Source organism: Nitratireductor luteus (assembly GCF_026162365.1).
Lineage (GTDB): Bacteria > Pseudomonadota > Alphaproteobacteria > Rhizobiales > Rhizobiaceae > Chelativorans > Chelativorans luteus.
Genome location: NZ_JAOANW010000002.1, coordinates 44,844 through 71,707 on the forward strand (window position 1 = coordinate 44,844; position 26,864 = coordinate 71,707).

Genomic DNA, 26,864 nt, shown 5'->3' on the forward strand with positions numbered 1-26,864 from the left:
GAATCAGTCGTGCAGCCACTGACGCTGGAAGAAAATCTCTGCCACGAGAGCAAGGATGCATTGCCGCTGGGCGATCAGCTAGCCGGCAATCTGTCCGGCGGGCCCGTCCTCGGCCGCATTGGGCCGCTGCTGGTGCGCCTGGCGCGCAGCGAGCAGGAAATCGCCGCCGCACAGTCGATCCGCTACAAGGTTTTCTGTCAGGAAATGGGCGCGCGTTCGGCTGCGGCGGGAGCACTGGAAGAGCGCGATTCCGACCGCTTCGACGCGATATGCGATCATCTTCTGGTCATCGACAGCTCGCTGCCCGGCACCGAGCAGGACAGGATCGTCGGCACATATCGGCTGTTGCCGCAGGATGAGGCGGTCATTGCGGGCGGGTTCTACTCCGAGGACGAATTCGAGCTGAAGGCGCTGGTTGGGCGCCATCCCGGCCGCCGCTTCCTGGAGCTTGGCCGTTCCTGCGTTTTGCCGCCTTACCGTTCCAAGCGCACCATCGAGCTGTTGTGGCAGGGCATCTGGGCCTATTGCCGGCGCAGGAAGATCGACGTCATGACAGGCTGCGCCTCCTTTCCCGGTACGGTGCCGGCGATGCATGCCGAGGCGCTGTCGTTCCTTCATCATTTCTGCGCGGCAGAGGGTGTCTGGAAGGTTCGGGCCAACCCGGCCCGCTACATGCCTATGGACCTCATGCCGGAGGAGGCGGTCGTCGCCAGGCAGGCGCTGTTCGCCATGCCGCCGCTCATCAAGGGCTATCTGCGCCTTGGCGCGAAGTTCGGCGATGGCTGCGTGGTCGACCATGAATTCGGCACCACCGATGTGCTGGTGGTCCTGCCGGTCGAGCAAATTTCCGACCGCTACATCAGCTACTACGGCGCTGAGGCCGAGCGGTTCGCCGGCTGAAAGGCCGGCGTTTCGGCCGAGACCATCTTGTGCAGATGCACCATCATGGCTGCGGCAAAGAGCGGCGTCAGAAGGTTGAGAAACGGCACCGCCAGGAAGGCCGCGATGACCAGGCCGGCCAGGAACACGGTCGAGCCGTGCCGGCGGCGCAGGGCCTTGGCTTCCGCTTCCGGGCGGTAGCGCATGGCGGCGAACTCGAAGAATTCGCGGCCCAGCAGATAGCCGTTGACGATGAAAAACGCGATCATGTTGACGCCGGGCACGAGCAGAAGCAGCAGCGCCAGCAGATTGCCCAGGATCACCACCCCCAGGAACTTGATCGACATGACGATAGCGGGCACCAGGGGCACCGGACTGCCCGGCGGGTCGTCGGGGTAGCTCGTCGTTTCGACGGCTTCGGCAACATCGTCGAGGAACAGGCCGGCGATGATGGCGGTGATGGGCGCAATCAGAAGGGCAAGGCCGAGCGCCAGGCCGATGCCGGCGAAAAGCGCGCCGACGAGACCCAGCCAGCCGGCCCAGCCCGGCAGGTCCGGCATGAAGACGTTGAGAAACGGCAGCACGTAGAACTCGAAAAGCTCCCGCAGGCCGAACCACAGACCGGCGAGGACCAGAAGGGTAAGCCCGAGCGACTTGAAGAACGCGCCGCGGAAGGGTCGCGTGAAGAGCTGGCTTGCGGCGGCGCGCGCGGCGTCGAGGATCATCTTGGCGTTCGCCCTTCTTGTCCGGTGTCATCAGCGACATAGGTGGGCGGCGGCGCAAGCGCAATGGTTGCGGCGAAGCGCGCCTTCCAAATTTGCCGGCGATGTTCTACATCGGCTTAAACCCGTTCCCGCCCATATAGACTATCGCTTTCCGGAGACCTTCATGAGCAAATTTGACGTGCTGTGCGTCGGCAATGCGATCGTGGACATCATCGCGCGATGCGACGAGGCCTTCCTGACGGAGAACGGCATCATCCGGGGCGCGATGAACCTGATCGACGTCGAGCGCTCGACGCTGCTCTACCAGCGCATGGGGCCGGCGATCGAAACCTCGGGCGGCAGCGCGGGCAACACAGCCGCGGGCGTAGCCAGCCTGGGCGGCAAGGCGGCGTTCTTCGGCAAGGTCTCCAACGACCAACTCGGCGAAATCTATACGCATGACATTCGCGCCCAGGGCGTCGCCTTCGACACACGGCCGCTGGAAGGTCACCCGCCGACCGCGCGTTCGATGATCTTCGTGACGCCGGACGGTGAGCGGTCCATGAACACCTATCTGGGCGCCTGCGTGGAGCTCGGCCCCGAGGATGTCGAGGAAGACAAGGCGCGGGGCGCCAGGGTCAGCTATTTCGAGGGATATCTGTGGGACCCACCGCGCGCCAAGGAGGCAATCCGCCAGACCGCCGACCTGACCCATGCCGCTGGCGGAGAAATGGCGATGTCGCTGTCCGATCCGTTTTGCGTCGACCGCTATCGCGGCGAGTTCCTGGAGTTGATGCGGTCGGGCCGGGTCGACATCGTCTTCGCCAATCAGCACGAGCTTCTGGCGCTCTACCAGACATCCTCGTTCGACGACGCCGTCGAGGCCATCCGCCAGGATTGCTCGGTCGCGGCCATCACCATGTCGGAAAAGGGCTCGCTGGTCGTGCGCGGGCAGGAAACGGCGCGAGTGGATGTCGTGCCGGTGGAGCAGGTTGTGGACACGACGGGCGCCGGCGACCTTTACGCCGCAGGCTTCCTGTTCGGCTATACAAATGGCCGCAACCTCGCCGATTGCGGCCGTCTCGGCTCATTTGCCGCTGCCCAGGTCATCAAGCAGGTGGGACCGCGCCTGCAATTCTCGCTCAAGGAAGCAGCACAGCAGACGGGCCTGTTGTAGGCTGGATACCCGCTCAGGGAATGTCTTCCGGCCGGCGGCCAGGACGCGGCTTGTAGCGCGGCACCGTCCAGCCGAAGCGCAAGGCGCCGCCGCGCACCAGGAAGGCGGCGGCGAAGGCCATCAGCGAGGCCGGAGCGAGCGTGAGGCCGGCAAGATCGGCCCCGGTGAAGACGGCGGCGCCGGTGAGCGCCGCGCTCACATAGATTTCGGGCCGCAGCAGGACCGACGGCTCTCCCGCCAGGAGATCGCGGATGATGCCGCCGAAAGTGGCCGTCAATACGCCCGTGACCAGCGCCACGATGGGCGAGCCCGACGCCGCAAGCCCGACGGCGGCGCCCAGAACGCCATAGGCCGAAAGGCCGACCGCATCCAGCCAGAGCAGAAGGCGATAGCGCGATTCGACCAGATGGGCGGTGAAATAGACAAGGCCGCCGACGGCGGCGCAGACCGCGACATAGGTCGGATTGACCACCCAGAAGACCGGCAAGCCCAACACCAGGTCACGCAGCGTGCCGCCGCCCGTGCCGGTGACGCCGGCGAAGAACAGGAAGCCGATGATGTCCAGCTGCTTCCGCGAGGCGGCCAGCGCGCCGGTGGCCGCAAAGACGGCCACGCCCGCATAGTCGAGAATCAGCAAGGGGTTCATCGGCGGCTCCGCGCGGCAACTTGGCCGCCAGATCAGTTCACCGTTTCACAGAAACGCCGAGCTGGTCCAACTATCGGGTTTTACGCAATTGCGGACGGAGAACGGGCTCCACCTTCCTGGAACTGCCCCAGCGCGAAAGCTCATGGGGCGGGAAGAGGAAGGTGAGGCGGGACGCGCCCACGCACCCCTACCGCCGCCCAGATTCGTTTTCAGGCCGCTCCGCCCGGCCGTTCATCCGTTTCGGCCGCCTGCGGGTCCTTCGGTGCGGCGCCTTCCTTGGGGCCGCCCTTGGCCACGCCGACCATGGCGGGGCGCAGGACGCGCTCGCCGATGACATAGCCCGTCTGCACCACCTGAACGACGGTGTTGACCGCCACGTCCGGATTGGGAACTTCGAACATGGCCTGATGGAAATGCGGGTCGAACTTTTCGCCCTTGGGATCGATGCGCTTGACGCCGTGGCGCTCCAGCGTCGACAGCATGGCGCGCTCCGTCATCTCAACGCCTTCGACCAGCGCCTTGAGCCCGGCATCCGCGTTCTCCCGCGATTCTGCAGGCACCGCCTCCAGAGCGCGCTGAAGATTGTCGGAGACCTGCAGCATGTCGCGGGCGAAATTGGCGACACCATAGGCGCGCGCGTCGGCAACATCGCGCTGCGTGCGCTTGCGCAGGTTTTCCATCTCGGCGGCAAGCCGCAGCGCCTGCTCCTTCAATTCCTCGTTCTCCCTGGCCAGACGCAGAAGAACATCTTCCTCCGAAACGCCTTCGCCCTCGGCTTCCACGTTCTCGGCCGGAATCTCTTCGTTCTCCGCCTCGATATTGTTGAACGCGTCGTCGTCCTTGCGATGGGTGTTCATTGCCTGTCCGTGTTTTGCGAATTCAAAGTCGGGCCGGATATCGAGCTTTGCGGCTGGAAAATCAAGGGGTGCGTGCGACGGTCGTCAGCCGGGAAGGCCGGCGCCACCCACGGGCACGGTGCGGATGCGGGAATCGAAACCGGCGATGAGCGGCCGTGCCCTGGCGATCGCCGCCTGCACCTGCGGCAGGGAAAGCGAGGCCTTGTGGTTGTCCTCACCGTTCCAGACTTCGGTAATCCAGATGCCGTCCTCATCCTCTTCGTCCCGCGCTACAACGTAGCTGAGGCAGCCGGGCATTTCACCGGTGGATTCGAGCAGGATGGCGATGAGCGCATCCCTTTGCCCGGGCTGTGCCCGCATCTTTCCAATCAGACCGAACATCTCTCCCTCTCCGTGCCGAAACTGTTTTACCGCAGCAGGCGGCCGACCAGTTGTGCCGTGTAGTCGACCATCGGCACGATGCGGGCATAGTTGAGCCGGGTCGGGCCGATAATGCCAAGCGCGCCGACGATGCGCGAATCCTGATCCCTGTAGGGCGCGACCACGAGCGAGGAGCCCGACAGCGAGAAGAGCTTGTTCTCCGAGCCGATGAAAATGCGCACCCCGGGACCATCCTCGGCGAGCTCCAGAAGCTGGACGAGCGCCTCCTTGGTCTCCAGATCCTGGAACAGATGGCGAAGGAGCTCGATGTCTGCCTGGGCGGTGACGTTTTCGAGCAGGTTCGCCCGGCCGCGCACGATGAGCCTGGCGGGGGCATCGCTGCCTGCCCCGGCCCAGACCGCCAGCCCCTGCTCGACCAGGGACTGGGACAGCGAATCGAGGGCGGCGCGCGTTTCTTCCTTCAGCCGCGCCATCTCGGCCTTTGCCTCCGCAAGGGTCCGGCCCCTGATATGGGCGTTGAGGAAGTTCGACGCTTCGATGAGTTGCGAGGCGGTGACGCCGGCGGGCAGGTCCAGCACACGGTTTTCCACATCGCCATTCTGCGAGACGAGAACGGCCAGCGCCTTGCGCGGCTCGAGTTGGATGAACTCGATGTGCTTGAGCGCGGCTTCGCTCTTGGTAGCCAGCACAAGACCGGCGCCGCGCGACAGGCCAGACAGCATCTGGCTCGCCTCGGTGAGCATGTGTTCGAGCGACTGGCTCTTGCCGGCTGTCTTTATCTGCGCCTCGATCACCTGGCGCTCCTCCTCGGAGAGATCGCCGATCTCCATGAAGGCATCGACGAAGAAGCGCAGGCCCTGCTGCGTGGGTAGCCGCCCCGCCGACACGTGCGGCGCATAGATGAGCCCCAGATGCTCGAGGTCGCTCATCACGTTGCGAATGGTCGCGGGCGAGAGCTGCTGCGGCAGCATGCGCGACAGGTTGCGCGAGCCGAGCGGCTCTCCGTCGTGCAGATAGGTCTCGACGATCAGGCGAAAGATGTCGCGCGAACGGGCGTCGAGGGACTGCAGGTTGGTGTCGGTTACGGGCTTGGTCATGGGTCAGGGACTCCTGACCCGTGAATATAAGCCTTGCCGCTCACATCACAACTGCGCTCAGGTAATCGGGGTGACCCTGATTACCCTTCCTTTTTTTCTTGCCCCTCAAGCGCCGGGCGGGCGCATCCGCGCCCTTGGCTTGCGGCACATCAGCGCCGACGGCCGGTCGGCCTTGCCATTTTCGCTGCGCAAAAATGGAGATCACCGCCAAAGCCGCTTCAAAGCAGCAGATCGTTCTCTCTCCCCCATTGTCCTCAAACAGGCGGGATGGCGCGGTTTTCCTTTGCGTCGGGGGAGACGGAAAGTTACAAGCCCAGCCACGATCAACCCTCGACCAGTCCACTCAGGAGATGCCCGAACCATGCGACCATCCAAACGGCAGGCGGACGAGATGCGCGCCGTCAGCTTCGAGCGCGGCATGTCCAAACATGCCGAAGGCTCCTGCCTCGTCAAATTCGGCGACACGCATGTGCTGTGCACGGCGAGCCTGGAAGAGAAGGTGCCGGGCTGGCTGCGCAATACGGGAAAGGGCTGGGTGACGGCCGAATACGGCATGCTGCCGCGCTCGACCGGAGACCGCATGCGGCGCGAGGCCTCGTCCGGCAAGCAGGGCGGGCGCACGCTGGAAATCCAGCGGCTGATCGGGCGCTCGCTGCGCTCGGTCGTGGATCTGCAGGCGCTCGGCGAACTGCAGATCACCGTCGATTGCGACGTGATCCAGGCCGATGGCGGAACGCGCACGGCGGCAATCACCGGCGGGTTCGTGGCGCTGCACGACTGCCTGAGCTGGATGCAGGCCCGGCAGATGATTTCCATCGAAAAAGTGCTGAAGGACCATGTTGCCGCCATTTCCTGCGGTATTTGTGATGGTACGCCGGTACTGGATCTCGACTATGCCGAGGATTCGGCCGCCGAGACCGACGCCAATTTCGTGATGACCGGCATGGGCGGCATCGTCGAAATCCAGGGCACGGCCGAGGGCGCGCCCTTTTCGGAGGAAGAATTCAGCGCGCTGCTGTCGCTGGCGAAGCAGGGCGTGCAGCGACTGGTGGATCTGCAGAAGATGGCCGTCTCGTAGGACAGGAGCCGATGAAGCCCAAAGCCATACTCGAAGCCGCGCTTTATGTGAGCGACCTCAATGAGGCCGAGCGCTTCTATGGCCAGGTGCTCGGGCTGGAGCGCATCGCCAGAGTGGAAGGCAGGCATGTCTTCTTCCGTTGCGGTGAGGCCTTGGTGCTGCTGTTCGATCCCGAGGCGACCAAGGTGCCGCCGCCGCCCGAGGCCAAGCTGCCAGTGCCGCCGCACGGCGCGGTCGGCGAAGGGCATTTGTGCTTTGCGGCCGATGCCGCCGAAATCGAGCAATGGCAGGGCCGGCTCGAAGCGGCGGGGATCGGCATCGAGGCGGATTTCGAGTGGCCGGCAGGCGGCCGCTCCATCTATTTTCGCGACCCGTTCGGCAATTCGCTCGAATTCGCCGAACCACGCATCTGGGGTTTTTCGTGAGAGAAATTAAGGACCGGAAGTTTGTTCTTGCAAGCCACAACAAGGGCAAGCTGAAGGAGTTTGCCGGGCTGCTGCAGCCCTTCGGCTTCGAGGTGCGCTCGGCCGCCGAACTGGGACTGGCCGAGCCCGAGGAGACGGGAACGTCGTTCGAGGAGAACGCCTATATCAAGGCGCTGGCCGCCGCCAAGGCGACCGGCATACCGGCGCTGGCCGACGATTCGGGCATGTGCGCCGATGCGCTCGACAGCGCGCCGGGCGTCTATACCGCCGACTGGGCGACCCTGCCGGACGGCAGCCGCGATTTCGGCGTTGCCATGGAGAAGGTGGAAAGGCTGTTGCGGGAAAAGGGCGCGGAGACCCCGCAGGAGCGCCGGGCGCGTTTCGTCGCGGTGCTTTGCCTTTGCCTGCCCGACGGCGAGGCCGAATATTACCGCGGCGAAGTGGAAGGCCATCTCGTCTGGCCGCCGAGGGGCGAACTGGGCTTCGGCTACGATCCGGTGTTTCAGCCGGAGGGTTATTCCACCACATTCGGCGAGATGAGCGCCGACCAGAAGCACGGCTGGAAGCCGGGCGAGGAAACCGCGCTTTCCCACCGCGCCCGCGCGTTCAAGCTGTTCGCCGAGGCAAGACTGGCAAGGCCATGACGGAAATTCTCGACCGGGACCCCGGTTTCGGCATCTATGTGCACTGGCCGTTCTGCGCGGCCAAGTGCCCCTATTGCGACTTCAACAGCCATGTGCGCCATCAGCCGGTGGACCAAGTGCGCTTCGGCGCGGCCTTTGCCCGCGAGCTGGCGACGATGCGCCAGCGGACAGGGCCGCGCGAGGTGACGAGCATCTTCCTGGGCGGCGGAACGCCGTCTCTTATGGACCCACAGACTGTCGGCGGCATTCTCGATGCCATCGCTGCGGAATGGACGGTGCCGCAGAACGTCGAAATCACGCTCGAGGCCAATCCCTCCTCGGTGGAGGCGGACCGGTTTCGCGGCTATCGCATGGCCGGCGTCAACCGGGTCTCGCTGGGCGTTCAGGCGCTCAACGACAAGGATCTGCGCTTCCTGGGACGGCTGCACGACGTGAGCGAGGCGCTGCACGCCATAGAGCTGGCGCGCGCCAACTTTCCCCGGCTCTCCTTCGACCTGATCTATGCGCGGCCCGGCCAGACAGTGGAGGACTGGAGCCGAGAACTGGAGCGGGCGATCTCGTACGCCGCCGACCATCTGTCGCTCTATCAGCTTACCATCGAGCAGGGGACGCCGTTCTTCGCGCTGCGCGCGGCCGGCAAGCTGAGCGTGCCCGGCGCCGAGCAGGCGGCGCAGCTTTACGAAGCGACGCAGGCGGTGACGGCGGCGCAGGGACTGCCGGCCTATGAGATTTCCAACCACGCGAAATCGGGCGCGGAAAGCAGGCACAATCTCATCTACTGGCGCTATGGCGAATATGTCGGCGTCGGCCCCGGCGCGCATGGCCGCTTCATCGAAAACGGACAGCGGATCGTGACCTTCACCGAGCGCGTGCCGGAAACCTGGCTCGACCTCGTGGAGCGCAAGGGCCAGGGCGTGACAGGCGGTGAAACCTTGTCGCGGGTGGAGGAAGCGGACGAATTCCTGCTGATGGGCCTGCGGCTGGTGGAGGGGATCAACCTCGTCCGTTTCGAGAAGCTCGCCGGGCGGCCGCTGGAGCCCCGGCGCATAGCCGTTCTGCGCGAGGAAGGGCTGATCGAGCCCGTCGGCAATTCCGGTCTGCGCGCGACGCCGGCGGGAATGGTCGTGCTGGACGCGGTAGTTGCGGATCTGGCGCGGTAGGCGACGCTAACTCTGCCCCGCCAGGCTGGCGGGGGCGGGGCTGATGAGCACCGGCTGGCCCTCCCGTATCTCGTAGACGGCATAGCCCCTTTCCGCCGTGCCGTCCGGACGGAAGCGGAAGATGCCGCCATAGCCGGCATAGCCAGAGGCGCGGGTGAGATTGGCCGGGGCGAAGGCCTCGGCGCCGCCGCGCTGGCCGAGGGCGATGGCGAGCGTGACGGTGTCGTAGCCGAGCGCCGCGGTCAGGCTGGGCTCGGTGCCGTACCGGGCGCGGTAGCGCTCCTTGAAGCGGTTCATGCGCTCGTGCTCCACATCCGCATACCAGCCGCCTTGAAGCGCCGGGCTCGACAGGTCGGCGCTGGCCCACTGGCCGGTGCCCAGAAGCCGCTTGCCCGACAGATCGACACCCATGCCGGAAAGCGAGGCGGCGATCGCCGCCGGCGCGTTGCCGCCATCCGGCAGGAGGATAGCATCCGCCTCCTGAACGGCGAGGGCAACTTCCTGCGCGGCTCTGAGCACCGAAGCTGTGTCGAAATCGTAGCGGGCGACGGCGGTGAGGCTGCCGCCGGTGCGCTGCAAGGTCTGGCGCGCCTGGCTTTCGGCCAGTGCGCCGCCGGCATCGTTGGGCACGATCGCGACGACCCTCGACATCCCTTGCGAGGCAGCATGGGAGATGACGCGATCGACGAGGCCCTCGGGCTGATGGGAATTCAGGAACACGCCGGGGCCGGCGACGCTGCTGTCCGAGGAGAAGGCGATCATGGTCGTTCCGCGCGGGCGCAGCACGTCGGCCGCGGCGCGCACATTGGCGGCAAAGACCGGGCCTAGGACGAGGGCCGTATCCTCCCCGGCTGCGCTGGCCGCCGCAGCGGTGGCGCCTTCGGGCGTGCCGGCGGTATCCTTGACGACAAGCTGCAGGGAGGACGAACCGCGATCCTCCAGCGCCAGCAACGCGGCGTTGCGAATTTCAGCGGCCACGGCCCCGCCTCTCTCGCCGGCGCTCAGGGGCAGAAGCAAGGCCACGCGGATATCGCCATTGCCGAAGACCTCGCCGCTCGGCCGGGCGGCGGCTGGCGCATCGGGAGCGGGTGTCACGGCGGGCAGGCCGCGGCCTACCTGCTGCTGGGCGCAGGCGGCGAGGCCGGCGATCAGCATGAAAATGCCGCAGGCCCGCCCAAGGCCGGCGCGAGTGGTGTTCGTCTGTGTCATGTTCCTCGCAAAGTCCCGTCCGCCGCTGTAGCTGACGAATTTGCAACCCCGGTGAACGCGTGTCAAAGAAGGCGGTGTGAATCCATGAATTTAGCGGTGGAAGGTTGGCGGGCGTGAACGAGAGGAAAGCGGCAGAACGGCGGCATTACGTGGTCGCCGGCGTGGAGGTGGCCGCGCCGCCGCTGGAGCCAGCGCTCTATCTCGTCGCCACCCCGATCGGCAATCTTTCAGATATCACGCTGCGGGCGCTGCAGGTGCTGGCAGGTGCCGACATCGTGGCCTGCGAGGACACGCGGGTCACCCGCGTGCTCCTCGACCGCTATGGCATCAGCCGCCGAATGGCGGCCTATCACGAGCACAACGCCGGCGAAGCAGGGCCGCGGCTGCTTGCCGCCATCGAGGCAGGCGGGAGCGTGGCGCTGGCCAGCGACGCGGGAACGCCGCTGATCTCCGATCCGGGCTTCAGGCTGGTGGAGCGGGTTCAGGACGCGGGGCTGAAGGTGGTGCCCATTCCGGGACCATCGGCCGTGCTTGCCGCGCTGACGGCATCGGGGCTGCCCACCGACGCGTTCATGTTCGCGGGGTTTCTGCCGGTCAAGGCCGGGCAACGGGAAAGCCGGCTGCAGGAGCTTTCGGGCGTGCCGGCGACGCTGATCTTATTCGAATCCCCGCGCCGGCTGGCATCGAGCCTTGCGACGATGGCCAAGGTGCTGGGCGACCGGCCGGCGGCGGTGGCGCGGGAAATGACGAAGGCCTTCGAGGAAGTGCGCCGGGACGGGCTTGCCGCGCTCGCCGCGCATTATGCCGAAGCCGGCGCGCCGAAGGGTGAGGTGGTGGTCTGCATCGGACCGCCCGGCGAGGCACAGCCGACGGACGCGGCGACGGTGGATCGGCTCCTGATCTCGCTATCACGAGAGATGCCGGCGGCGAAGGCGGCTGGCGAGGCCGCGCGCATGACCGGGGAGAAGAAATCCGACCTCTACCAGCGCCTGCTTGCGCTCAAGGATGAGGGCCGTGGCGGCTGACGGCGCGCGAAAGCGCCTCAAGGCCTATCGCCGGGGCCATCGCGGCGAGTGGCTGGCGGCATTCGCGCTGATGCTTAAGGGTTACCGCATCGTCGCCCGCCGCTATCGCACGAGATTGGGCGAAATCGACCTGATTGCCCGGCGCGGCACGCTCGTCGCCATTGTCGAGGTGAAGGCGCGGCCAAGCCTGGAACAGGCGATGGATGCCGTCGGACATTACGCGCAACGGCGCATCGATGCGGCGGCCGACCTGTGGCTCGCGCGCCAGTCGGACAGGGCGCGCCTGTCCATCCGCTACGACCTGGTGGCGATCCTGCCCCGGCGCTGGCCGGTGCATGTGGAGAACATATACATCGCCGACAATTGACCTGCGCGCCGCCCCTTGCAGGCGGCTGGCGGCGGGCGCATTCTTGCTTTCCTCCATAAACACCAGAGGGAACAAGACGATGTGCCATCATTGCGTAACCGAGAGCGTGAAGTCGCGCATGTTGAACCGCCGCGACTTTTTCCGCCGCAGCGCGGTCGCGGGTGCGGCGGCTGCCGCGACGATTTCTGCCCCGCAGGCCCTGTTCGCGCAGAAGGCGATGCCGACGAAGGTGGAGGACATGACCCATACGCTGACCGAGGATTTTCCCACCTATTTCGGCGACCAGCAGTTCTTCGTCAAACCGCTGTTCAATTATGCGGAGCACAAGTTCAACATCAACGAGTGGCGGCTTAACGAGCATACCGGCACGCATATGGACGCGCCGCTGCACTTTTCCGCCGACGGATCGTCGGTGGACGAGATTCCCGTCGGCGACCTGGTCTGCCCGCTGGCGGTCATCGACATCAGGGAGAAGGCTTCCGCCGATCCCGATGCGCAGGTGACGCCCGACGACATCAAGGCGTGGGTCGAGGCCAATGGGGACATTCCTGAGGGGGCGTGCGTGGCCATGCTGTCAGGCTGGGGCGAGCACGTGGCGACCGACAAGTTCCGCAATGTCGGCGAGGACGGAAAGACGATGCATTTCCCCGGCTTCCACATCGAGGCCGCGCAGATGCTGATGGAAGAGACGAGCACCAAGGGCATCGCCGTCGACACGCTCTCGCTCGACCATGGCCCCTCGCCCGATTTCGCCGTGCACTATGACTGGCTGCCATCGGGCCGGTGGGGCCTGGAATGCATCGCCAATCTGGAAGCGCTGCCGGCGGCGGGCGCGACGCTGGTGGTCGGCGCGCCCAAGGTCAAGGGTGGTTCCGGCGGGCCCGCGCGCGTGTTCGCTATGGTTTAGCGCCAAGGCTGCGCCGGCGCGTCACCTTCATCGGCAAGCCTCCCTGGGGCTGGGTGGTCAGCTTTTGCACCGGCCACGGCCTGGTCTGCGGCGTGACGTCGAAGCGGTAGCGCGACATCAGGACGGCGAGCGCGATGACGGCCTCCTGCATGGCGAAGGTCGCGCCGATGCAGATGCGCGGACCGGCGCCGAAGGGCAGATACTGGAAGCGGTCGATCGCCTCGCGGTTTTCGGGATGAAAGCGGGAGGGGCGATAGGCTTCCGGGTCGTCCCACAGCTTGCGGTGGCGATGGACCGTCCAGGGCATGACCAGCACCTGAGTGCCCTTGGGAATGTCGAGATCGGCGAAGCGGTCGTCTTCTATCGCCTCGCGATTGATCGAAGGGGCCGGCGGATAAAGCCGCATCGCCTCCTCGAAGGCGGCGCGCGTGAGCGGCATGGCGTCCAGCCATTTGACCGGATCGGGCTCGGCGGCCAGCACCGCGTCGATCTCCGCTTCGATGCGTTCGCGCTCGGCCGGCAGCATGGCGAGGCAATAGATGGTCCAGCCGAGAGCGCGGGCGGTCGTCTCGTGGCCGGCGCCGATGAAGGTGATGATATTGTCCTCGATCTCGGCGCGGGCAAGACCTTCCGGCCCCTCGGCGCGCAGGAGTAGCGTGAGGAAGTCCTCCGGCACGCCGTCGCCGCGCGCCATCTTCTCCTCGCGCATTTCGATGGTGCGGGAGACGATATCGCGGAAGAAGGCCAGCGAGTTGCGGCCCAGAAGGCGGGTGACGCGCGGCAGCCAGTCCGGCGCGCCCAGAAGATCGAGCGGGTCGACCCTGCCCATGGTCTCGAACAGGCGGTCGACCTGGGAGGCGAAACTGTCCGGCTCGCCGGCGATCTCGCCGGAAAACAGGGTCTCGGCCAATATGTCGAAGGTGAGCATCGTCATGTCGCGGGAGACGTCGACCGTGCCGCCCACCGCCGCTTCGTAGCGGGCGGCGAAAACTTCCGCCTCGCGCAGCATGGGAGCGGCGAAACCGGCGATGTGGCGCGGTGTGAAGACCGGCGCCATGGCCTTGCGCGAACGCTTCCAGACCTCGCCTTCGGCGGTCAGAAGCCCGTCGCGCAGGATCGGTCGCAATATCTTCTGGCGCACGCGCGCCATCTTGTAGTTGCGGGCGTTGTCGACGAGCACGTGCCGGATGAGGCCGGGGTCGTTGGCGATGAGGAGCGGCCCGCCGATACCGCCGGTGATCGAAATCCACGGCTCGTTATAGGAGGGCTCGCCCCACAGTTCGAGCGGGTTTCGATAGACGATCCGCATCATCTGCAGCGTCGACGGCGGCTTCTGGCGCGGCTTGGGGGCCGGCGGGCGGAATGAGGTGGCGGCGGTGTCCATTGGCGTATCCGATCCACCGAGAAGTACGACTTATGCCGCCTGCTTTCAATCGCATACAGCCAGGGCCAATCGCGGCTCCCAAAAACGCCCAGAGCGCTGCGCGTCGATGTGGACGCGCGGCGCTCTATCTCCTTTTCCCGCGTTCATGCGGACGTCGGATGACGCCATCCGACCGCACGATGCTCCGGTCAGGACTGGCCGGACAGGCAATCCACGAGCGAGGCGGTCATGTTGTCGACCAGCTCGAAATAAAGCTCCGGCCCATCTTCGAGCGATGCGCCCAGCGGGTCGAGGACGCCGGCGCGGGCCTGCGTGCCCTCGGTGACGACTTCGACCAGCTTCGGCTCGAATTGCGGCTCGGAGAAAACGCAAGCGGCGCCGAGTTCCTCGACCTTGTCGTGGATTTCGCCGACGCGGCGCGCACCGGGGATGGTTTCGGGGCTGACCGTGATGGAGCCGGCGGCGGGAATGTCGAAGCGGTTCTCGTAATACTGATAGGCGTCATGGAAGACGATGAACGGCTTGCCCCGCACGGATGCCAGGCGCTCGTCGGTCTCGGTGATCAGATCGTCCAACCGGGCTTCGTAGTCGGCAAGGTTCCGGCGGTAGAGCGCGCTGTTGGCGGGATCGCTTTCGGCCAGCACGCCGGCGATGCGGTTCGCCATGGCGCGGGCGTTTTCCGGGTCAAGCCAGAGGTGCATGTCGAATTCACCATGATCGTGATCGTGATGCTCGTCCGCGTGATCGACCTCGGCGTGTTCCTCATGTCCCGCCTCTTCATGGTGATCGTCATGATCTTCATGGGCGGCATGATCCTCGTGGCCGTGGTCTTCCTTCCCCGCTTCATGCTCATGTTCGCCAGCCTCATGCTCATGCGCCTCGAAAGGTCCACCCTCGCGCAGCTTGAGTTCCGTCAGGCCGGAGGCATGCGACAACTCGACGATGCGCGCGCCCTGCCCCAGCGTCTCAAGGGGCTTTTCCAGGAACGACTCGAGCTCCGGACCGACCCAGAATACGATCTTGGCCGATTCCAGCGATGCCGCTTCCGACGGGCGCATGGAATAGGCGTGGGGGGAGGCCGCTCCCTTCACGATCAGCGCCGGCTCGCCCGCGCCCTGCATGATGGCGGAGACAATGGAATGGACGGGTTTGATCGAGGCAATAACCCCTTCGGCGGCTTGTGCCGGCATGCCGGCCGTCGAAAGCAAAAGGGCGGAGACAATGGGAAGGGTGTGCGCAAGTTTCATCGGTCGAACCTTTTCTTTCTCGTCTTTCTCGGCCAGTCGGATTTCAATCCAGGTGAACATCGCGTATAATGTTATGACATTACATCGACATTGCGTTACCCTATAACGTGTGCAATATGGCCTGACAAGAAGGCTTTCGAAGAATGTTGCAACAGACCGAAAATCCGGCCGAAGTGCTGGTGGAAATGCACAATGCCGGCATCCATCGGGCAAGACGCTGGCTTGTGCGGGGCGTGGACCTGACGGTGCGGCGCGGCGAGATCGTCACGCTGATCGGCCCAAACGGCTCGGGAAAGAGCACCACGGCCAAGACCGCCATTGGCGTGCTCAAGCCCGACGAGGGAACCGTGAAGCGCTCGCGCGGCCTGAAGGTCGGCTACATCCCGCAGAAGATGAGCCTCGACTGGACGATGCCGCTGACAGTGGACCGGCTGATGCGGCTGACGGGGCCGCTGCCGCGCGCGCGCATCGACGCGGCGCTGGAGGCGGCGGGCGTCGCCCATTTGAAGAATGCGGAAGTGCAGGCGCTTTCGGGCGGCGAATTTCAGCGGACCCTGCTTGCCCGCGCACTGGCGCGAGAACCGGACCTTCTGGTGCTTGACGAGCCGGTGCAGGGCGTGGATTTTCCCGGCGAAGTGGCCCTCTACCGCCTCATCCGCGAGATACGCGACCGGACGAAATGCGGGATCCTGCTGATCTCGCACGATCTGCATGTGGTGATGAAGGAGACCGATACCGTGATCTGCCTGAACGGCCACGTATGCTGCCGGGGCACGCCGGAAAACGTGGCGCAGAGCGCGGAGTACCAGACGCTCTTCGGCGCGCGCGGCAGCGATACGCTGGCGATCTATCGTCACCACCACGATCATACGCATCTTTCCGATGGCCGGATCCGCCACGCCGACGGCACTGTCGGCGATGCCTGCGACGGCCAACATGACCACGGAAACCATCACAGCGAGAAGGCCACGCCGGATGCTTGACGACTTCTTCACCCGGGCAATCGTGGCGGGCGTCGGCCTGGCGGTCGTCGCGGGGCCGCTCGGCTGCTTCGTCGTGTGGCGGCGAATGGCCTATTTCGGCGACACAATGGCGCATTCGGCGCTGCTGGGCGTGGCGCTGGGATTTCTGTTCGAGATCAACCTCACCGTGGGCGTCTTCATCGTGGCTGCCGCGGCGTCCATCGTGCTTCTCATGCTGCAGCGCCGGGACGGGCTTTCGACGGATGCGCTGCTGGGCATCCTGTCGCACTCGACGCTGGCGCTGGGGCTGGTGATGGTTGCGTTCATGAGCTGGATCCGCATCGACCTTATGAGCTTCCTTTTCGGAGACATCCTGGCCGTATCAAAGCTCGATATCGCGATCATCTATGCCGGCGGCGCGCTGGTTCTCGCGCTGCTTGTCTATCTTTGGCGACCGTTGCTGGCGGCCACCGTCAATGTCGACATCGCCGAGGCCGAGGGCCTGAAACCGGAGCGCGCGCGCTTCGTCTTCATGCTGCTGATGGCCGCGGTGATCGCGATCGCCATGAAGGTGGTGGGCATATTGCTCATCACGTCGCTGCTCATCATTCCGGCCGCCACCGCCCGGCGCTTTTCGGCCACGCCCGAGGCCATGGCGGTGTTCGCCTCGCTTGCCGGCATGCTCGCGGTTGTAGGTGGGCTTTCCACCTCGCTGCGCTTCGATACGCCGTCGGGGCCGTCCATCGTGGTTGCAGCTTTCATACTGTTCCTGCTCAGCCTGACGCGGCTGCCCGTGCGGCGGCCACCCGGCATGGAGACCCGCCGATGACAACGCGCAACCAGCTGACCCGGAACCAGAACCTTGTCATGCACGCGCTCGACAGCGCGGCGGGGCCGCTCAGCGCCTATACGATCCTCGACCGGCTGCGCGACGACGGTTTCCGCGCGCCGCTGCAGGTCTATCGCGCGCTGGAAAAGCTGCAGGAGATGGGCCTCGTCCACCGGCTGGAAAGCATCAACGCCTTCGTCGCCTGCGCCCATCCCGATTGCCACTCGCATGACATGATCGCTTTCGCCATCTGCGAAAAATGCGGAAAGGTCGACGAATTCTCGGACGATGTGGTGCAGGAGCGCCTGGGCGCCTGGACGGCCCGACACCGCTTCAAGCCATCAAAGACGACTGTCGAGATTCGCGGCCACTGCGCTTCCTGTTCGGCAGACGGGTAAGCCGGGAAACGGTCCCTCGGTTCTAATTCCCGAACAATCCCTTTTCGGAAAGCGTGATGCCGGCGGGGCCGAGGATGATGGCGAACAGGACCGGCAGGAAGAAGATGATCATCGGGACGGTCAGCTTGGGCGGCAGCGCAGCAGCCTTCTTTTCGGCCGCCGTCATCCGCTCCTCGCGGCTTTCATTGGCGAGCACCCGCAGGGCGTGACTGACCGGCGTGCCGTAGCGCTCGGCCTGGATCAGGGCCTGCGAAACGCTTCTCACCGTTTCGAGGCCGGTGCGGGCGGCCAGATTCTCATAAGCCTGCCGCCGCTCCTGCAGGAACGACAATTCGGCGTTCGTCAGCACGAATTCCTCGGCGAGCGCCACGGACTGGCTGCCGATCTCGTCCGCCACCCGGCGGAAGGCGGCCTCCACGGACATGCCGGATTCGACGCAGATGAGCAGCAGGTCGAGCGCATCCGGCCAGGCACGCTGGATCGATTGCTTGCGCTTGCTGGCGCGATTGGAGACATACATGACCGGTGCATAGAAGCCAGCATAGGCCGCCAAGATGCAGACGAAAACCTGCATGAAGAACGGCTTGTCCGCGAGCGCACCGAGCGCGAAAATATAGAAGGCAGCCAGTCCGAAACCCGCGAACGGCAGGACAAGACGGAAGAACAGAAGCTTGGTCAGGGGGTTCTGGCCCCGGAAGCCCGCCATGCGCAGCTTTGCCACCGTCTGCTCGTCGGCCAAGGCGCGCTTCAGGTCGAGACTGTCGACGATACTGCGGATTCTGCCGCCTTCCTCCTCGCGAAGGCCCCGGCGCTTGCGGTCACTCTCAGCGGCGAGCCGCGCGCGCTGCTTGGCGCGCAATTCGTCGCGCTCCAGCGCCACGGAGCGCATACGCGACTTCAGCGTGTCGCCCGACGATACCGGCAGCAGCGTGAAAACGGTGGCGAAGACGGCCACCGCCACGAGCAAAGCAATGAGGAATGCCGGTTCGAAGAGGGCACTGGCGATACCGTCGGTCATGATTGCTCCCTCATCCCTTGCTTTAGCATGATCTTTCCCGAAAACCGGCGCCCACTTTTCGGGATCATGCTCTAGACGTCGAAATTCATCATCTGGCGCATGACGAAGATGCCCATGCTCATCCATAGCGCGGACGCACCCAGGATAATGTGGCCCATGCCGGTCGTGAAAAGCGGCATGATGTAATTCGGGCTCGTGATATAGACGAGGAACGCGACGATGATGGGCAGCGAGCCGATCACGACGGCAGACGCCTTGGCCTCCATCGACAGGGCGCCGACCTTCGCCTTCATCTTCTTGCGGTCGCGCAGCACCTTGGAAAGGTTGCCCAGGGCTTCCGAAAGGTTGCCGCCGGCCTGGCTCTGGATCTGGATGACGATGCCGAAGAACGAGGCTTCCGAGCAGGGCATGGTTTCGCTCATGCGCAGGGTGGATTCGGCCATGGACATGCCGAGCTGCTGGCCTTCCACGACGCGGCGGAACTCTCCGCGAACCGGTTCCGGCGCCTCGGCGGCGATCATGCGCACGGCATCGTTGAGCGGCAGGCCCGACTTGACGGAACGGACGATGATGTCGAGCGCGTTGGGAAACTCGTTCAGGAAAGCCTTGACGCGGCGCGCGCGCAGGAAGGCCACGGCCCAGCGCGGCAGACCCAACGCCCCGACCAGGAGCACGCCTGGCACTGCGAAAAGCGGGGCGCCGGCGATGAAGGCCAGCAACGCCAGCAGGACGCCGGCAATGACCGAATAGACATAGAAGCGTTCGATGGGGATGTTCAGGCCGGCCTGGCGAATCTGTATCTTCAGCGGCGGCTTCTTGAGATAGAGATCCCTGCCCTTTTGCCGGTTCTCGATGTCGTTCAGGGAATCCTGAATTGTCTTGCGACGCTTCGATACTTCGGCCACGCGGTCGCGCGAGGCCTTGACCGCCGCGCGATCCGTCTCCGCTCGCTTGACAGTCTCGAGCCGCCGTTCGACCTTCTGTTCATTCGCAATGGAGGTGAAAAGCAGGGCATAGGCGAGCGCGCCGGCACTGCACGTCGCCAGTACGATGAAACCCAGAACTGCCGGCTCCAGACCGAACATTCACCCACCCCGCTCGGCGTCTGTTCTGAAAGTCCTGATGGCGGCCCGCAAATGGCCTTTTTCTGCGCCCCAGTGCGCGAAAATCACCATTCTCGGCTCGCCCTGACGACTTTCGAAACGGATGCTCATCAGTTCGCCTTCTTTTCCATCGCTTCGAGCGCCGCCGCCAGGCGGGCTTCCTCGCCATAATAGCGGGCGCGCTCCCAGAAGGCCGGACGGCCCACGCCGGTGGACACGTGCTCGCCGATGATGCGGCCCTGGGCGTCTTCACCCTTCATGTCGTAGAGCACGAGATCCTGGGTGATGATCACGTCGCCTTCCATGCCCACCACCTCGGTGATGTGGGTGATGCGGCGGGAACCGTCGCGCAGGCGGGCGGCCTGAATGATGACGTCGATCGAGCCGACCACGATCTCGCGCACGGTCTTCTGAGGCAGGGTGAACCCGCCCATCGCCACCATGGATTCGATACGGTTCAGGCATTCGCGCGGGCTGTTGGAGTGGATGGTGCCCATGGAGCCGTCGTGGCCGGTGTTCATGGCCTGTAAAAGGTCGAATACTTCCGGGCCTCGCACCTCGCCGACGATGATGCGTTCGGGCCGCATGCGCAGGCAGTTCTTCACGAGGTCGCGCATGGTCACCTCACCTTCGCCTTCCAGGTTCGGCGGACGGGTTTCCAGCCGCACCACATGGGGCTGTTGCAACTGAAGCTCGGCGGAATCCTCGCAGGTGATGATGCGTTCGTCGCGGTCGATATAGTTGGTCAGGCAGTTGAGCAGCGTCGTCTTGCCGGAGCCGGTGCCGCCCGAGATGACGACATTGCAGCGCACGCGGCCGATGATCTGGAGCACTTGGGCGCCCTCGGGCGAAATCGCGCCGTAACGGACGAGCTGATCGAGCGTGAGCTTGTCCTTCTTGAACTTGCGGATGGTGAGCGAGGCACCGTCGATGGACAGGGGCGGCGCGATCACGTTGACGCGCGAGCCATCCGGCAGGCGGGCGTCGCAGATGGGGCTCGATTCGTCGACGCGGCGGCCGACCTGGCTGACGATGCGCTGGCAGATGTTCAGGAGCTGCTGATTGTCGCGGAAACGGATTGGCGTCTGCTCGACCTTGCCGTTGACCTCGATGAACACCTGGCGCGCGCCGTTGACCATGATGTCAGCGATGTCGTCGCGGGCCAGAAGCGGCTCCAGAGGGCCGTAACCCAGCACATCGTTGCAGATATCCTCGAGCAATTCCTCCTGCTCGGAAATCGACATCGCGAAATTCTTGATCGCGATGATGTCGTTGACGATGTCGCGGATTTCCTCGCGGGCGCTGTCGGGCTCCAGCTTGGAAAGTTGCGACAGGTCGATCGTGTCGATGAGCGCAGAGAAGACCTGGCTCTTGGTATCGTAATAGGATTCCGTGCGCTCGCGCGGATTGCGCACCGGCGCAACCTGTGCGACCGGAGAAGCAGGCTGCATCGGCTCGGGCGCGCGCCTGGATGGCTCCGCGGCCACCGGCGGCGGAGGAGCAGCCTGCGGCTTGGGCTTCGGCCGCTCAAGCGTTTCGGTCAGGCCGGCGCCGTCGGCCGGCGCTGCCGGACGCGACGGACCGCCGTTCGTGGAGCTGGAACCTCTTTTGCCAAACATGCTTCTACCGCTCGCTTGTTACGGTTACGTCTTGCGGTTCAGGCGGCCGAGAAGACCGGCCAGCGGGGACTTCTTCTGCGGATTGATCTCCCGGCGGCCCGTGAGGATGTGCGCCAGGTCGTCGATCTGGCCGACGACCGGGCTGTTCCTGTCCATCTCGCCCAGCATGCGACCATTGTTCGAGGCGTTGCCGAAAAGCTGCGGCTCGAAGGGGATGATGGCGAGCGGCGTGATGCCCAAAGGTTCGGCGAAATCCTCAGCGCTGATTTCCGGGCGTTTGGGAACGCCGGCCTGATTGATGATCAGCTTCGGCGGCGCATCGTTGGGGCGCAGTTTCTTCATCATGTCGACGAGGTTCTTGGTATTGCGCAGGTTGGCGAGTTCCGGCGTCGCGGTGATGACGACGTCGTCGGCCCGGGCAAGAGTCGTCCGCGACCAGCTTGTCCACACATGCGGCACGTCCAGCACGACCAGCGGCGCGGAGCGTTGGGCGATATCGATGATCTGCGCAAAGGCTTCCGCGTCGAAATCATAGGGGCGGTCGAGCGTCGAGGGCGCGGCCAGCAGCGAAAGGCGCTCGGCGCACTGGGCCAGGAGGCGGTCGAGATAGACCTCATCGATGCGCTCGGGCGAGAACACGGCTTCGGCGATGCCCTGGGCGGGGTCCTGGTCGAAGTTGATGTTGGCGGTGCCGAAGGGCAGGTCGAGGTCGGCCACCACGACCTCGCTTTCGAAGAGCGAGGACATGGACCAGGCGATGTTGTGGGCGATGGTCGACGAACCGACGCCCCCCTTCGCGCCGATGAAGGCGATGGACCGGCCGACCGGTTCGGCATCGGGATCGACGAAGATCGTGGCGATCACGCTGACGATGTCGGCCATGGAGATGGGCGCAACGACATATTCGGAGATGCCGGAGCGGATGAGCTCGCGGTAGAGCCAGACGTCGTTGTAATGGCCGACGATGACGACCTTCGACGTCGGGTCGCAGACCTCGGCAAGCTCCGACAAGGAGGCAAGAAGTTCCTTGGGCTCGGCCCGCGATTCCAGGATGATGAGATTGGGCGTGGCAGCCTGCCGGTAGAACTCGACCGCCCCGGCCACCCCGCCCATATGGACCTTGAGGTGGGTCTTGGCCATGCGCCGGTCTTCGCCTGCCCGCTCGATCGGGTTGGCGACGGCCTCGGTCTCGCAGAACGCCTGAATGGAAATGCGCGGCACCGGACGAAGCTGATGCAGGCCGGCATCCTCCGGCATGCTCATCATGTCCATGTGATCGGTTTCATAGGCCAGATCGGTCATTACCCGTTACCTTCGATCATTGGTCATAGTCGACTTCGGAATGCGACCTGAACGTTTCGCTGATCTTGCGATCCTTGTAGTCCGTGATAGCCGCGTCGCGGTTTTCGGCATCGATCGGCGTCATCTTGCGCGGACCGAGGAAATCGTTCGGATTTGCGACCTGGGCGGCGAGATTGTTCTGATAGGCGCAGCCGAAATTCTCCCAGTTCCTGTTCTCGTAGGACTCGGCAATATCGTCCGGCCAGCGGCCGCAGGGCCCGACCTGCGCCTTGACCAGCCCGTAGGACAGCCTGATGGGCGCGGTTTCCTCCGGCCCGGCCTGATAGGACAGGACCTGGATGCGCTCACCGGGAACGCCGGCCCGGCGCAGATACTCGGCGAAATCGCCCGACACGCTGAGCGCGGCGGCCTCGTTGAGCGAGCCGGCGGGAACCAGGATCGTCACGAGCGATTGGCCGCTGTCGCCGTATTTGTCGAGGAAGCCCGCTATGGCCGCCTTCTGGTGTCCCGTCATGCGGTAGGCGGAGGTGCCGATCGGCAGATCGAGAATTTCCTCACCCTCGGCGATGACGATGGGATGGCGCGTGCGGTAGTCGTCGGGCACGGAACCGACGATCACCGAATCCCGCTTGGCCCAGCTGCAGCCGGAAACCAGAGCCATCGCGGTTATGACTGCCAGCGGCAGCGCGGCCTTCTTCATCTTGGAATCGAACATGGCAACCGGTCCCCGATCACTTGTAGATGTAGCCGACGACGCCGTGGTAGCGGCCCTTCGGCAGATTGGTCTTCATGGTCCCGTAAACGCGGTTCACGCGGCCCAGGAACATGCCGGCGCCATCGCTGGCGGCGTTGAAATTGTCGTCCGGACGGGCGAGCGCCGCGCGCTGGGTGGGACGCGAGAGATAGGGCGTGATGATGATGACAAGCTCGGTCTCGTTGCGTTCGAAGGCACGGCTGCGGAAGAGCGCGCCCAGGACGGGTATTTTCGAAACTCCAGGTGTGCCGTTTATGACCTGCCTGACATCGTCCTGTACGAGCCCGGCGATCATCATCGATCCCCCGGAGGGTAGCTCAACGGTGGTGTCGGCAAGACGTTTGCGGATGGAGATGATGTTGGTGTCGCCAAGATCTACCGATCCCTGCGCGGTGGGTTCGGAGACCTGGGTTCGCACCTTGAGGCTTATGCGGCCCGCCGAGAGAACCGTCGGCTGGAATTCAAGGCCGATGCCGTAGTCCACCTTTTGGAGCTCGTGCACGCGGCGCGCTACACCGGAGTCGCTCTCCTCGGTCGTTACCGAGCTGACGATGTTGAATTCGCCGCCGACGCGGAAGGTGGCCTTCTCTCCGGAAACCGCAGTGAGTGCCGGTTCTGCAAGCGTCTTCATGACGCCCGCGCGCTCCATGGCGTCCAGATAGGCATCGATCAGCGATCCGCCGACAGAGCCCGAGAGTCCACTCAGTTCCTTGCCGAATCCCGGCGGATTCCTGGTGAGCGCGCTCCAGGAGATGCCGTCGACACTGCCCTGAGCGACCAGGTTCACGCCCAGCTGCTTCATCACCGTCCGGCTCACCTCGGCGACTGTCACCTTAAGCGTTACCTGGTCCTCGCCGATGATCTGCAGCATGTTCACGATTTGACTGGTGCGGCGTTCGGAGTCCGGGTTGTCGATGCTCACGCCACCGCCATCGGTGGGCGCGGCGGCGGTCTGGGAGTACTGGCCGGTGGTGGCCTCGCCGCCGCTGACGAAGATTTGCGCGAGCTGGGCGGCGCGGGAGGCGTCGAGCGGCGTTTCGACGGTGCCGGTGAGCACGACGTTGTCGTTCAAAAGCTCCACCTGGATGTCGGAATTGGGAATGTAGCGCTCCAGATAATCCTCAAGGCCGGCGACATCGCGCTCGACCGCAATATCCAGGCTTGCGATCTGCTCGCCATTCGGCCCGAAGACGAAGATGTTGGTTTCGCCCACCTGCTTGCCGAACAGATAGATGCGCCGTGCCGTCCGTGTAACCGCATCGGCAACGGCCGGATTGGCGACAAGGATATCGTAGGCATCGCGCGGCAGGTCGACGACGAGCGACTTGTTGAGGCCCAGCTTCACCCGCTGGTTGGCGGATGCCTTGATGACCCCCTGCTCGGCCACGGCGGGGGAGGAGGTCAGGGAAGCAAGAGCGGCACTAGCGGCCATTGCAAGCATAGCTCCCGCGCACAGGCGCTGGGCCAGCTTTTTCGCCTTCCGCCAGTGAATGCGTTCGCGCGTGTTCCGATCGATCATCATTTCCGGGTCCCCACTTCGGACACTTCGCCTGATTTGATCAGGCGCACGCTGTTGCCGCGACCGGTTCCCGTCACGAGATAGAGGCCGTCATTTTCCGGCTGTTCGTTGGTGTCAGTTATCGAGCGCAGCGCGAGCGTCAGCCGGTCGGCCATCTGCTGCGCTACGGTGATGACTTCCGCCTGCTCGGGGGTCAGTTCCAGGGTCGCGGTTTCGCCGACCTTGACGCGGCGGCCGTCCTCGTCTTCCTGGATCGTCTGGTCGATTGCCAGAACGCGGATATTTCGCAGGATCGTTTCCGTGACGAAGCCGTCCGGCGTTGCGGCGTTCTCGGAGCGGCGGGTCATGATGACATCGACATAGTCGTTCGGGAGAATGAACCCGCCGGCCGACGTGTCGGCGGCGATCTGCGTCGCCACGGCTCGCTTGCCGGGCGGCAGGATCGCCGACATGAAGCTCTGGCCCTCGCCGATCAGCTTGGTGCGGCGCAGCGGCTCGCCGGAATAAAGACTCAAGCGGGCGACCGAGTTCTTCAGGTCTTCCACGGCGTTGGGATGGCTGTCGCGGGTAATGTAGGTGTCGTTGATGGTGTCGGCCGGCCATGCCTGCCAGCGCACCGCGCTTCCGAGCGCGGATCCCATGGGCACATCCTGGCCGACAACCAGGACTTCCTTCAGATCGATCTGCGGTTCCTGCGGCCCCGTTTCCACCATGATCGTCTCGGCGGGCTTCGAGGCCAGGTTCTTGGCCATATAGCCCGCGCCGATCGCCGCGACTACGGCAACGCCCAAAATGACGATGCGGGATCTGTTCATTCGTCCGCCCCTCGATACCCCGAATTTACCCCTAGCTCGGGACAGACATTCGCCTTGTAAACGTCAAATTACGGTTAACAGAGACATTACAAGCGTAATTAATTTAAAGTTGACGCAACGGGCGACCGGGTTGACGCGACGACGTGAGGATGATGGTCCGCAATCGCATGGACCAGCGATTGCGCCGGCAATCCCGCTGGTACATTGTCGAGCAACAGCTATCCGAACGGGAGCCTGCCGCTTTGAAAATTACCGCCATCAGGGCCTTCCAGGTCGACTTGCCGCTGAAAGAAGGCCGTTATTCCTGGTCGAATGGCAACTTCGTCGAGGTGTTCGATGCGACGGTGGTTGCCGTCGAGACCGATTCGGGGCTGACGGGATATGCCGAGTGCTGCCCGCTCGGCTCGACCTATCTGCCTTCCTATGCGCGTGGTGTGCGTGCGGGGCTGGAGGAAGTGGCGCCAAGGCTGATCGGCCTCGACCCCACCAATCTGGGCCTCGTCAACCGGGCCATGGACGCAGCTCTCAACGGACACCCTTACGTAAAGGCACCGCTCGACATCGCCTGCTGGGACCTGCTTGGAAAGGCGGCTGGCATGCCGCTGGTGCAGCTTTTGGGCGGTGTTGCGCAGCAGGAGGTAAAGCTCTACCGGGCGATCTCCCAGGAAGACCCGGAGACGATGGCGGCCAGGATCGGCGGCTACAAGGCCGAGGGATATACCAAGTTTCAGCTCAAGGTGGGCGGCGATGCGGATGAGGACATCGCCCGCATCCGCGCCTGCCGAGACATCCTCGACGACAGCGACATACTTGTGGCCGATGCCAATACGGGCTGGACGCGGCACGAGGCCGCTAGGGTGGTCGATGCGGTGGCGGACCTCGACGTCTATATCGAACAGCCCTGCCCTAGCTATGAGGAATGCCTGTCAATCCGTCGGCGGACGGCCAAGCCATTTGTGATGGACGAGAATATCACCGGGCTCGACGTGCTGGTGCGCGGGCTGGCCGACGACGCGATGGATGTGATCAATCTCAAGATTTCCAAGGTGGGCGGGCTTTCGAAGGCCCGGACGATGCGCGACCTGTGCGTGGCGCACGGCATACCCATGACGATAGAAGACACCTGGGGCGGCGACATCGTGACCGCGACCATCGCCCATCTGGCCCAATCGACGCCGGAGGAATTCACGTTCTCGGCGACCGATTTCAACTCCTATGGAACGAAGACGATTGCGAGAAACGCGCCGAAGCGGGTGAACGGCGCGATGAAGGCGCCGACGGGGCCGGGGCTCGGGATAGAACCGGATTTCGAGGTTCTGGGCGCGGCGGTGCTTTCATTCGGGTGAGATTGAGGCGGG

28 protein-coding genes are annotated in these 26,864 nt (G+C 64.7%); 13 read left to right on the top strand and 15 right to left on the bottom strand.

The genetic code is table 11. The features are described from left to right. Window positions 1-60: 60 nt before the first annotated feature. Window positions 61-900: a l-ornithine N(alpha)-acyltransferase gene (gene olsB, locus N1058_RS02745; RefSeq protein WP_265516352.1), complete on the top strand. Its 840-nt coding sequence runs from the start codon at window positions 61-63 to the stop codon at window positions 898-900. On the opposite strand, the gene N1058_RS02750 is transcribed toward olsB, so the two are convergent. Further along, window positions 867-1,604, bottom strand: coding sequence for a sulfate transporter family protein (locus N1058_RS02750; protein ID WP_265515962.1), 738 nt, complete (start codon window positions 1,602-1,604; stop codon window positions 867-869). The two genes, olsB and N1058_RS02750, sit on opposite strands and share 34 nt — an antisense overlap. A 163-nt stretch (window positions 1,605-1,767) precedes the next feature. On the opposite strand from N1058_RS02750, the gene N1058_RS02755 reads away from it, so the two are divergent. Next, window positions 1,768-2,760 (top strand): adenosine kinase, encoded by a 993-nt coding sequence (locus N1058_RS02755; RefSeq protein ID WP_265515963.1) that lies wholly within the window; start codon window positions 1,768-1,770, stop codon window positions 2,758-2,760. A 13-nt stretch (window positions 2,761-2,773) separates the two neighbouring features. On the opposite strand, the gene N1058_RS02760 is transcribed toward N1058_RS02755, so the two are convergent. From N1058_RS02760 to hrcA, 4 genes are all read right to left on the bottom strand, one after another. After that, window positions 2,774-3,406: a trimeric intracellular cation channel family protein gene (locus N1058_RS02760; protein ID WP_265515964.1), complete on the bottom strand. Its 633-nt coding sequence runs from the start codon at window positions 3,404-3,406 to the stop codon at window positions 2,774-2,776. Window positions 3,407-3,615: 209 nt separating this feature from the next. Continuing rightward, window positions 3,616-4,263, bottom strand: a complete 648-nt coding sequence (gene grpE, locus N1058_RS02765) for a nucleotide exchange factor GrpE (RefSeq protein WP_265515965.1) — start codon at window positions 4,261-4,263, stop codon at window positions 3,616-3,618. 84 nt (window positions 4,264-4,347) lie between these two features. Further along, a complete protein-coding gene (locus N1058_RS02770; protein WP_265515966.1) occupies window positions 4,348-4,644 on the bottom strand; it encodes a putative quinol monooxygenase in 297 nt (98 codons plus the stop codon). Between the two features lie 26 nt (window positions 4,645-4,670). Next, window positions 4,671-5,741, bottom strand: coding sequence for a heat-inducible transcriptional repressor HrcA (gene hrcA, locus N1058_RS02775; RefSeq protein ID WP_265515967.1), 1,071 nt, complete (start codon window positions 5,739-5,741; stop codon window positions 4,671-4,673). 361 nt (window positions 5,742-6,102) lie between these two features. Here hrcA and rph point away from each other — a divergent pair, with 361 nt between their 5' ends. From rph to hemW, 4 genes are read left to right on the top strand one after another with little or no spacing between them, the layout of a single operon-like run. After that, window positions 6,103-6,819, top strand: coding sequence for a ribonuclease PH (rph, locus tag N1058_RS02780; RefSeq protein WP_265515968.1), 717 nt, complete (start codon window positions 6,103-6,105; stop codon window positions 6,817-6,819). 11 nt (window positions 6,820-6,830) lie between these two features. Further along, entirely contained in the window at window positions 6,831-7,244 is a 414-nt protein-coding gene (locus N1058_RS02785) for a VOC family protein (protein ID WP_265515969.1), read from the top strand. Beyond that, the gene (gene rdgB, locus N1058_RS02790) at window positions 7,241-7,888 is read left to right on the top strand and encodes an RdgB/HAM1 family non-canonical purine NTP pyrophosphatase (RefSeq protein WP_265515970.1); all 648 of its coding nucleotides are present in this window, start codon (window positions 7,241-7,243) and stop codon (window positions 7,886-7,888) included. Before N1058_RS02785 ends, rdgB begins: the two co-directional genes overlap by 4 nt. After that, window positions 7,885-9,048 carry a radical SAM family heme chaperone HemW gene (gene hemW / locus N1058_RS02795; RefSeq protein ID WP_265515971.1) on the top strand — a complete coding sequence of 388 codons (1,164 nt, stop codon included), beginning with the start codon at window positions 7,885-7,887 and terminating at the stop codon, window positions 9,046-9,048. The genes rdgB and hemW overlap by 4 nt, the downstream gene beginning before the upstream one ends. 6 nt (window positions 9,049-9,054) lie before the next feature. Here hemW and N1058_RS02800 read toward each other — a convergent pair whose 3' ends face one another. Further along, window positions 9,055-10,257, bottom strand: coding sequence for a penicillin-binding protein activator (locus tag N1058_RS02800; protein ID WP_265515972.1), 1,203 nt, complete (start codon window positions 10,255-10,257; stop codon window positions 9,055-9,057). A 113-nt stretch (window positions 10,258-10,370) separates the two neighbouring features. On the opposite strand from N1058_RS02800, the gene rsmI reads away from it, so the two are divergent. The 3 genes from rsmI (at window position 10,371) to N1058_RS02815 (ending at window position 12,556) form a co-directional block, all read left to right on the top strand. Continuing rightward, entirely contained in the window at window positions 10,371-11,282 is a 912-nt protein-coding gene (rsmI, locus tag N1058_RS02805) for a 16S rRNA (cytidine(1402)-2'-O)-methyltransferase (RefSeq protein WP_265515973.1), read from the top strand. Next, entirely contained in the window at window positions 11,272-11,649 is a 378-nt protein-coding gene (locus N1058_RS02810) for a YraN family protein (protein ID WP_265515974.1), read from the top strand. Before rsmI ends, N1058_RS02810 begins: the two co-directional genes overlap by 11 nt. Window positions 11,650-11,728: 79 nt before the next feature. Further along, window positions 11,729-12,556: a cyclase family protein gene (locus tag N1058_RS02815; protein WP_265515975.1), complete on the top strand. Its 828-nt coding sequence runs from the start codon at window positions 11,729-11,731 to the stop codon at window positions 12,554-12,556. Here N1058_RS02815 and N1058_RS02820 read toward each other — a convergent pair. Beyond that, entirely contained in the window at window positions 12,546-13,940 is a 1,395-nt protein-coding gene (locus N1058_RS02820) for a cytochrome P450 (protein ID WP_265515976.1), read from the bottom strand. The genes N1058_RS02815 and N1058_RS02820 overlap by 11 nt on opposite strands. A 188-nt stretch (window positions 13,941-14,128) precedes the next feature. Further along, window positions 14,129-15,187 (bottom strand): zinc ABC transporter substrate-binding protein ZnuA, encoded by a 1,059-nt coding sequence (gene znuA, locus N1058_RS02825; protein WP_265515977.1) that lies wholly within the window; start codon window positions 15,185-15,187, stop codon window positions 14,129-14,131. Window positions 15,188-15,330: 143 nt separating this feature from the next. On the opposite strand from znuA, the gene N1058_RS02830 reads away from it, so the two are divergent. Genes N1058_RS02830 through N1058_RS02840 form a run of 3 tightly spaced genes read left to right on the top strand, consistent with a single transcriptional unit; the run spans window position 15,331 to window position 17,376 of the window. Beyond that, on the top strand, window positions 15,331-16,170 hold the full coding sequence (locus N1058_RS02830; protein WP_265515978.1) for an ATP-binding cassette domain-containing protein: 840 nt from the start codon (window positions 15,331-15,333) through the stop codon (window positions 16,168-16,170). Further along, window positions 16,124-16,978, top strand: a complete 855-nt coding sequence (gene znuB / locus N1058_RS02835; RefSeq protein WP_420847933.1) for a zinc ABC transporter permease subunit ZnuB — start codon at window positions 16,124-16,126, stop codon at window positions 16,976-16,978. The genes N1058_RS02830 and znuB overlap by 47 nt, the downstream gene beginning before the upstream one ends. Next, window positions 16,975-17,376 (top strand): Fur family transcriptional regulator, encoded by a 402-nt coding sequence (locus N1058_RS02840; RefSeq protein ID WP_265515980.1) that lies wholly within the window; start codon window positions 16,975-16,977, stop codon window positions 17,374-17,376. The genes znuB and N1058_RS02840 overlap by 4 nt, the downstream gene beginning before the upstream one ends. 22 nt (window positions 17,377-17,398) lie before the next feature. Here the strand turns inward: N1058_RS02840 and N1058_RS02845 are convergent, their stop codons facing one another. From N1058_RS02845 to cpaB, 7 genes are all read right to left on the bottom strand, one after another. Further along, window positions 17,399-18,394: a type II secretion system F family protein gene (locus N1058_RS02845; protein ID WP_265515981.1), complete on the bottom strand. Its 996-nt coding sequence runs from the start codon at window positions 18,392-18,394 to the stop codon at window positions 17,399-17,401. Window positions 18,395-18,465: 71 nt separating this feature from the next. Beyond that, a complete protein-coding gene (locus N1058_RS02850) occupies window positions 18,466-19,479 on the bottom strand; it encodes a type II secretion system F family protein (RefSeq protein ID WP_265515982.1) in 1,014 nt (337 codons plus the stop codon). Between the two features lie 128 nt (window positions 19,480-19,607). Continuing rightward, a complete protein-coding gene (locus tag N1058_RS02855) occupies window positions 19,608-21,116 on the bottom strand; it encodes a TadA family conjugal transfer-associated ATPase (RefSeq protein ID WP_265515983.1) in 1,509 nt (502 codons plus the stop codon). Between the two features lie 24 nt (window positions 21,117-21,140). Beyond that, a complete protein-coding gene (locus tag N1058_RS02860; RefSeq protein ID WP_265515984.1) occupies window positions 21,141-22,418 on the bottom strand; it encodes a CpaE/TadZ family protein in 1,278 nt (425 codons plus the stop codon). A gap of 16 nt (window positions 22,419-22,434) precedes the next feature. Next, window positions 22,435-23,133, bottom strand: coding sequence for a CpaD family pilus assembly protein (locus N1058_RS02865; protein WP_265515985.1), 699 nt, complete (start codon window positions 23,131-23,133; stop codon window positions 22,435-22,437). Between the two features lie 16 nt (window positions 23,134-23,149). Next, window positions 23,150-24,691, bottom strand: a complete 1,542-nt coding sequence (locus N1058_RS02870; protein ID WP_420847941.1) for a type II and III secretion system protein family protein — start codon at window positions 24,689-24,691, stop codon at window positions 23,150-23,152. After that, window positions 24,691-25,506: a Flp pilus assembly protein CpaB gene (cpaB, locus tag N1058_RS02875; RefSeq protein ID WP_265515986.1), complete on the bottom strand. Its 816-nt coding sequence runs from the start codon at window positions 25,504-25,506 to the stop codon at window positions 24,691-24,693. The genes N1058_RS02870 and cpaB overlap by 1 nt, the downstream gene beginning before the upstream one ends. A 242-nt stretch (window positions 25,507-25,748) precedes the next feature. On the opposite strand from cpaB, the gene N1058_RS02880 reads away from it, so the two are divergent. Then, window positions 25,749-26,852, top strand: a complete 1,104-nt coding sequence (locus N1058_RS02880) for a cis-3-hydroxy-L-proline dehydratase (RefSeq protein ID WP_265516354.1) — start codon at window positions 25,749-25,751, stop codon at window positions 26,850-26,852. Window positions 26,853-26,864: the final 12 nt, after the last annotated feature.

Excerpts from the sequence above, each read along its gene's own strand:
- cpaB (WP_265515986.1), bottom strand. The coding sequence starts at position 25,506 with ATGAACAGATCCCGCATCGTCATTTTGGGCGTTGCCGTAGTCGCGGCG.
- N1058_RS02855 (WP_265515983.1), bottom strand. The coding sequence starts at position 21,116 with ATGTTTGGCAAAAGAGGTTCCAGCTCCACGAACGGCGGTCCGTCGCGT.
- N1058_RS02785 (WP_265515969.1), top strand. The coding sequence starts at position 6,831 with ATGAAGCCCAAAGCCATACTCGAAGCCGCGCTTTATGTGAGCGACCTC.
- N1058_RS02800 (WP_265515972.1), bottom strand. The coding sequence starts at position 10,257 with ATGACACAGACGAACACCACTCGCGCCGGCCTTGGGCGGGCCTGCGGC.
- N1058_RS02865 (WP_265515985.1), bottom strand. The coding sequence starts at position 23,133 with ATGTTCGATTCCAAGATGAAGAAGGCCGCGCTGCCGCTGGCAGTCATA.
- N1058_RS02845 (WP_265515981.1), bottom strand. The coding sequence starts at position 18,394 with ATGACCGACGGTATCGCCAGTGCCCTCTTCGAACCGGCATTCCTCATT.
- N1058_RS02755 (WP_265515963.1), top strand. The coding sequence starts at position 1,768 with ATGAGCAAATTTGACGTGCTGTGCGTCGGCAATGCGATCGTGGACATC.
- hemW (WP_265515971.1), top strand. The coding sequence starts at position 7,885 with ATGACGGAAATTCTCGACCGGGACCCCGGTTTCGGCATCTATGTGCAC.
- grpE (WP_265515965.1), bottom strand. The coding sequence starts at position 4,263 with ATGAACACCCATCGCAAGGACGACGACGCGTTCAACAATATCGAGGCG.
- N1058_RS02820 (WP_265515976.1), bottom strand. The coding sequence starts at position 13,940 with ATGGACACCGCCGCCACCTCATTCCGCCCGCCGGCCCCCAAGCCGCGC.
- znuB (WP_420847933.1), top strand. The coding sequence starts at position 16,124 with ATGACCACGGAAACCATCACAGCGAGAAGGCCACGCCGGATGCTTGAC.
- znuA (WP_265515977.1), bottom strand. The coding sequence starts at position 15,187 with ATGAAACTTGCGCACACCCTTCCCATTGTCTCCGCCCTTTTGCTTTCG.
- N1058_RS02815 (WP_265515975.1), top strand. The coding sequence starts at position 11,729 with ATGTGCCATCATTGCGTAACCGAGAGCGTGAAGTCGCGCATGTTGAAC.
- N1058_RS02860 (WP_265515984.1), bottom strand. The coding sequence starts at position 22,418 with ATGACCGATCTGGCCTATGAAACCGATCACATGGACATGATGAGCATG.
- N1058_RS02750 (WP_265515962.1), bottom strand. The coding sequence starts at position 1,604 with ATGATCCTCGACGCCGCGCGCGCCGCCGCAAGCCAGCTCTTCACGCGA.
- rph (WP_265515968.1), top strand. The coding sequence starts at position 6,103 with ATGCGACCATCCAAACGGCAGGCGGACGAGATGCGCGCCGTCAGCTTC.
- hrcA (WP_265515967.1), bottom strand. The coding sequence starts at position 5,741 with ATGACCAAGCCCGTAACCGACACCAACCTGCAGTCCCTCGACGCCCGT.
- N1058_RS02760 (WP_265515964.1), bottom strand. The coding sequence starts at position 3,406 with ATGAACCCCTTGCTGATTCTCGACTATGCGGGCGTGGCCGTCTTTGCG.
- N1058_RS02870 (WP_420847941.1), bottom strand. The coding sequence starts at position 24,691 with ATGATCGATCGGAACACGCGCGAACGCATTCACTGGCGGAAGGCGAAA.
- N1058_RS02840 (WP_265515980.1), top strand. The coding sequence starts at position 16,975 with ATGACAACGCGCAACCAGCTGACCCGGAACCAGAACCTTGTCATGCAC.
- N1058_RS02850 (WP_265515982.1), bottom strand. The coding sequence starts at position 19,479 with ATGTTCGGTCTGGAGCCGGCAGTTCTGGGTTTCATCGTACTGGCGACG.
- N1058_RS02770 (WP_265515966.1), bottom strand. The coding sequence starts at position 4,644 with ATGTTCGGTCTGATTGGAAAGATGCGGGCACAGCCCGGGCAAAGGGAT.
- N1058_RS02830 (WP_265515978.1), top strand. The coding sequence starts at position 15,331 with ATGTTGCAACAGACCGAAAATCCGGCCGAAGTGCTGGTGGAAATGCAC.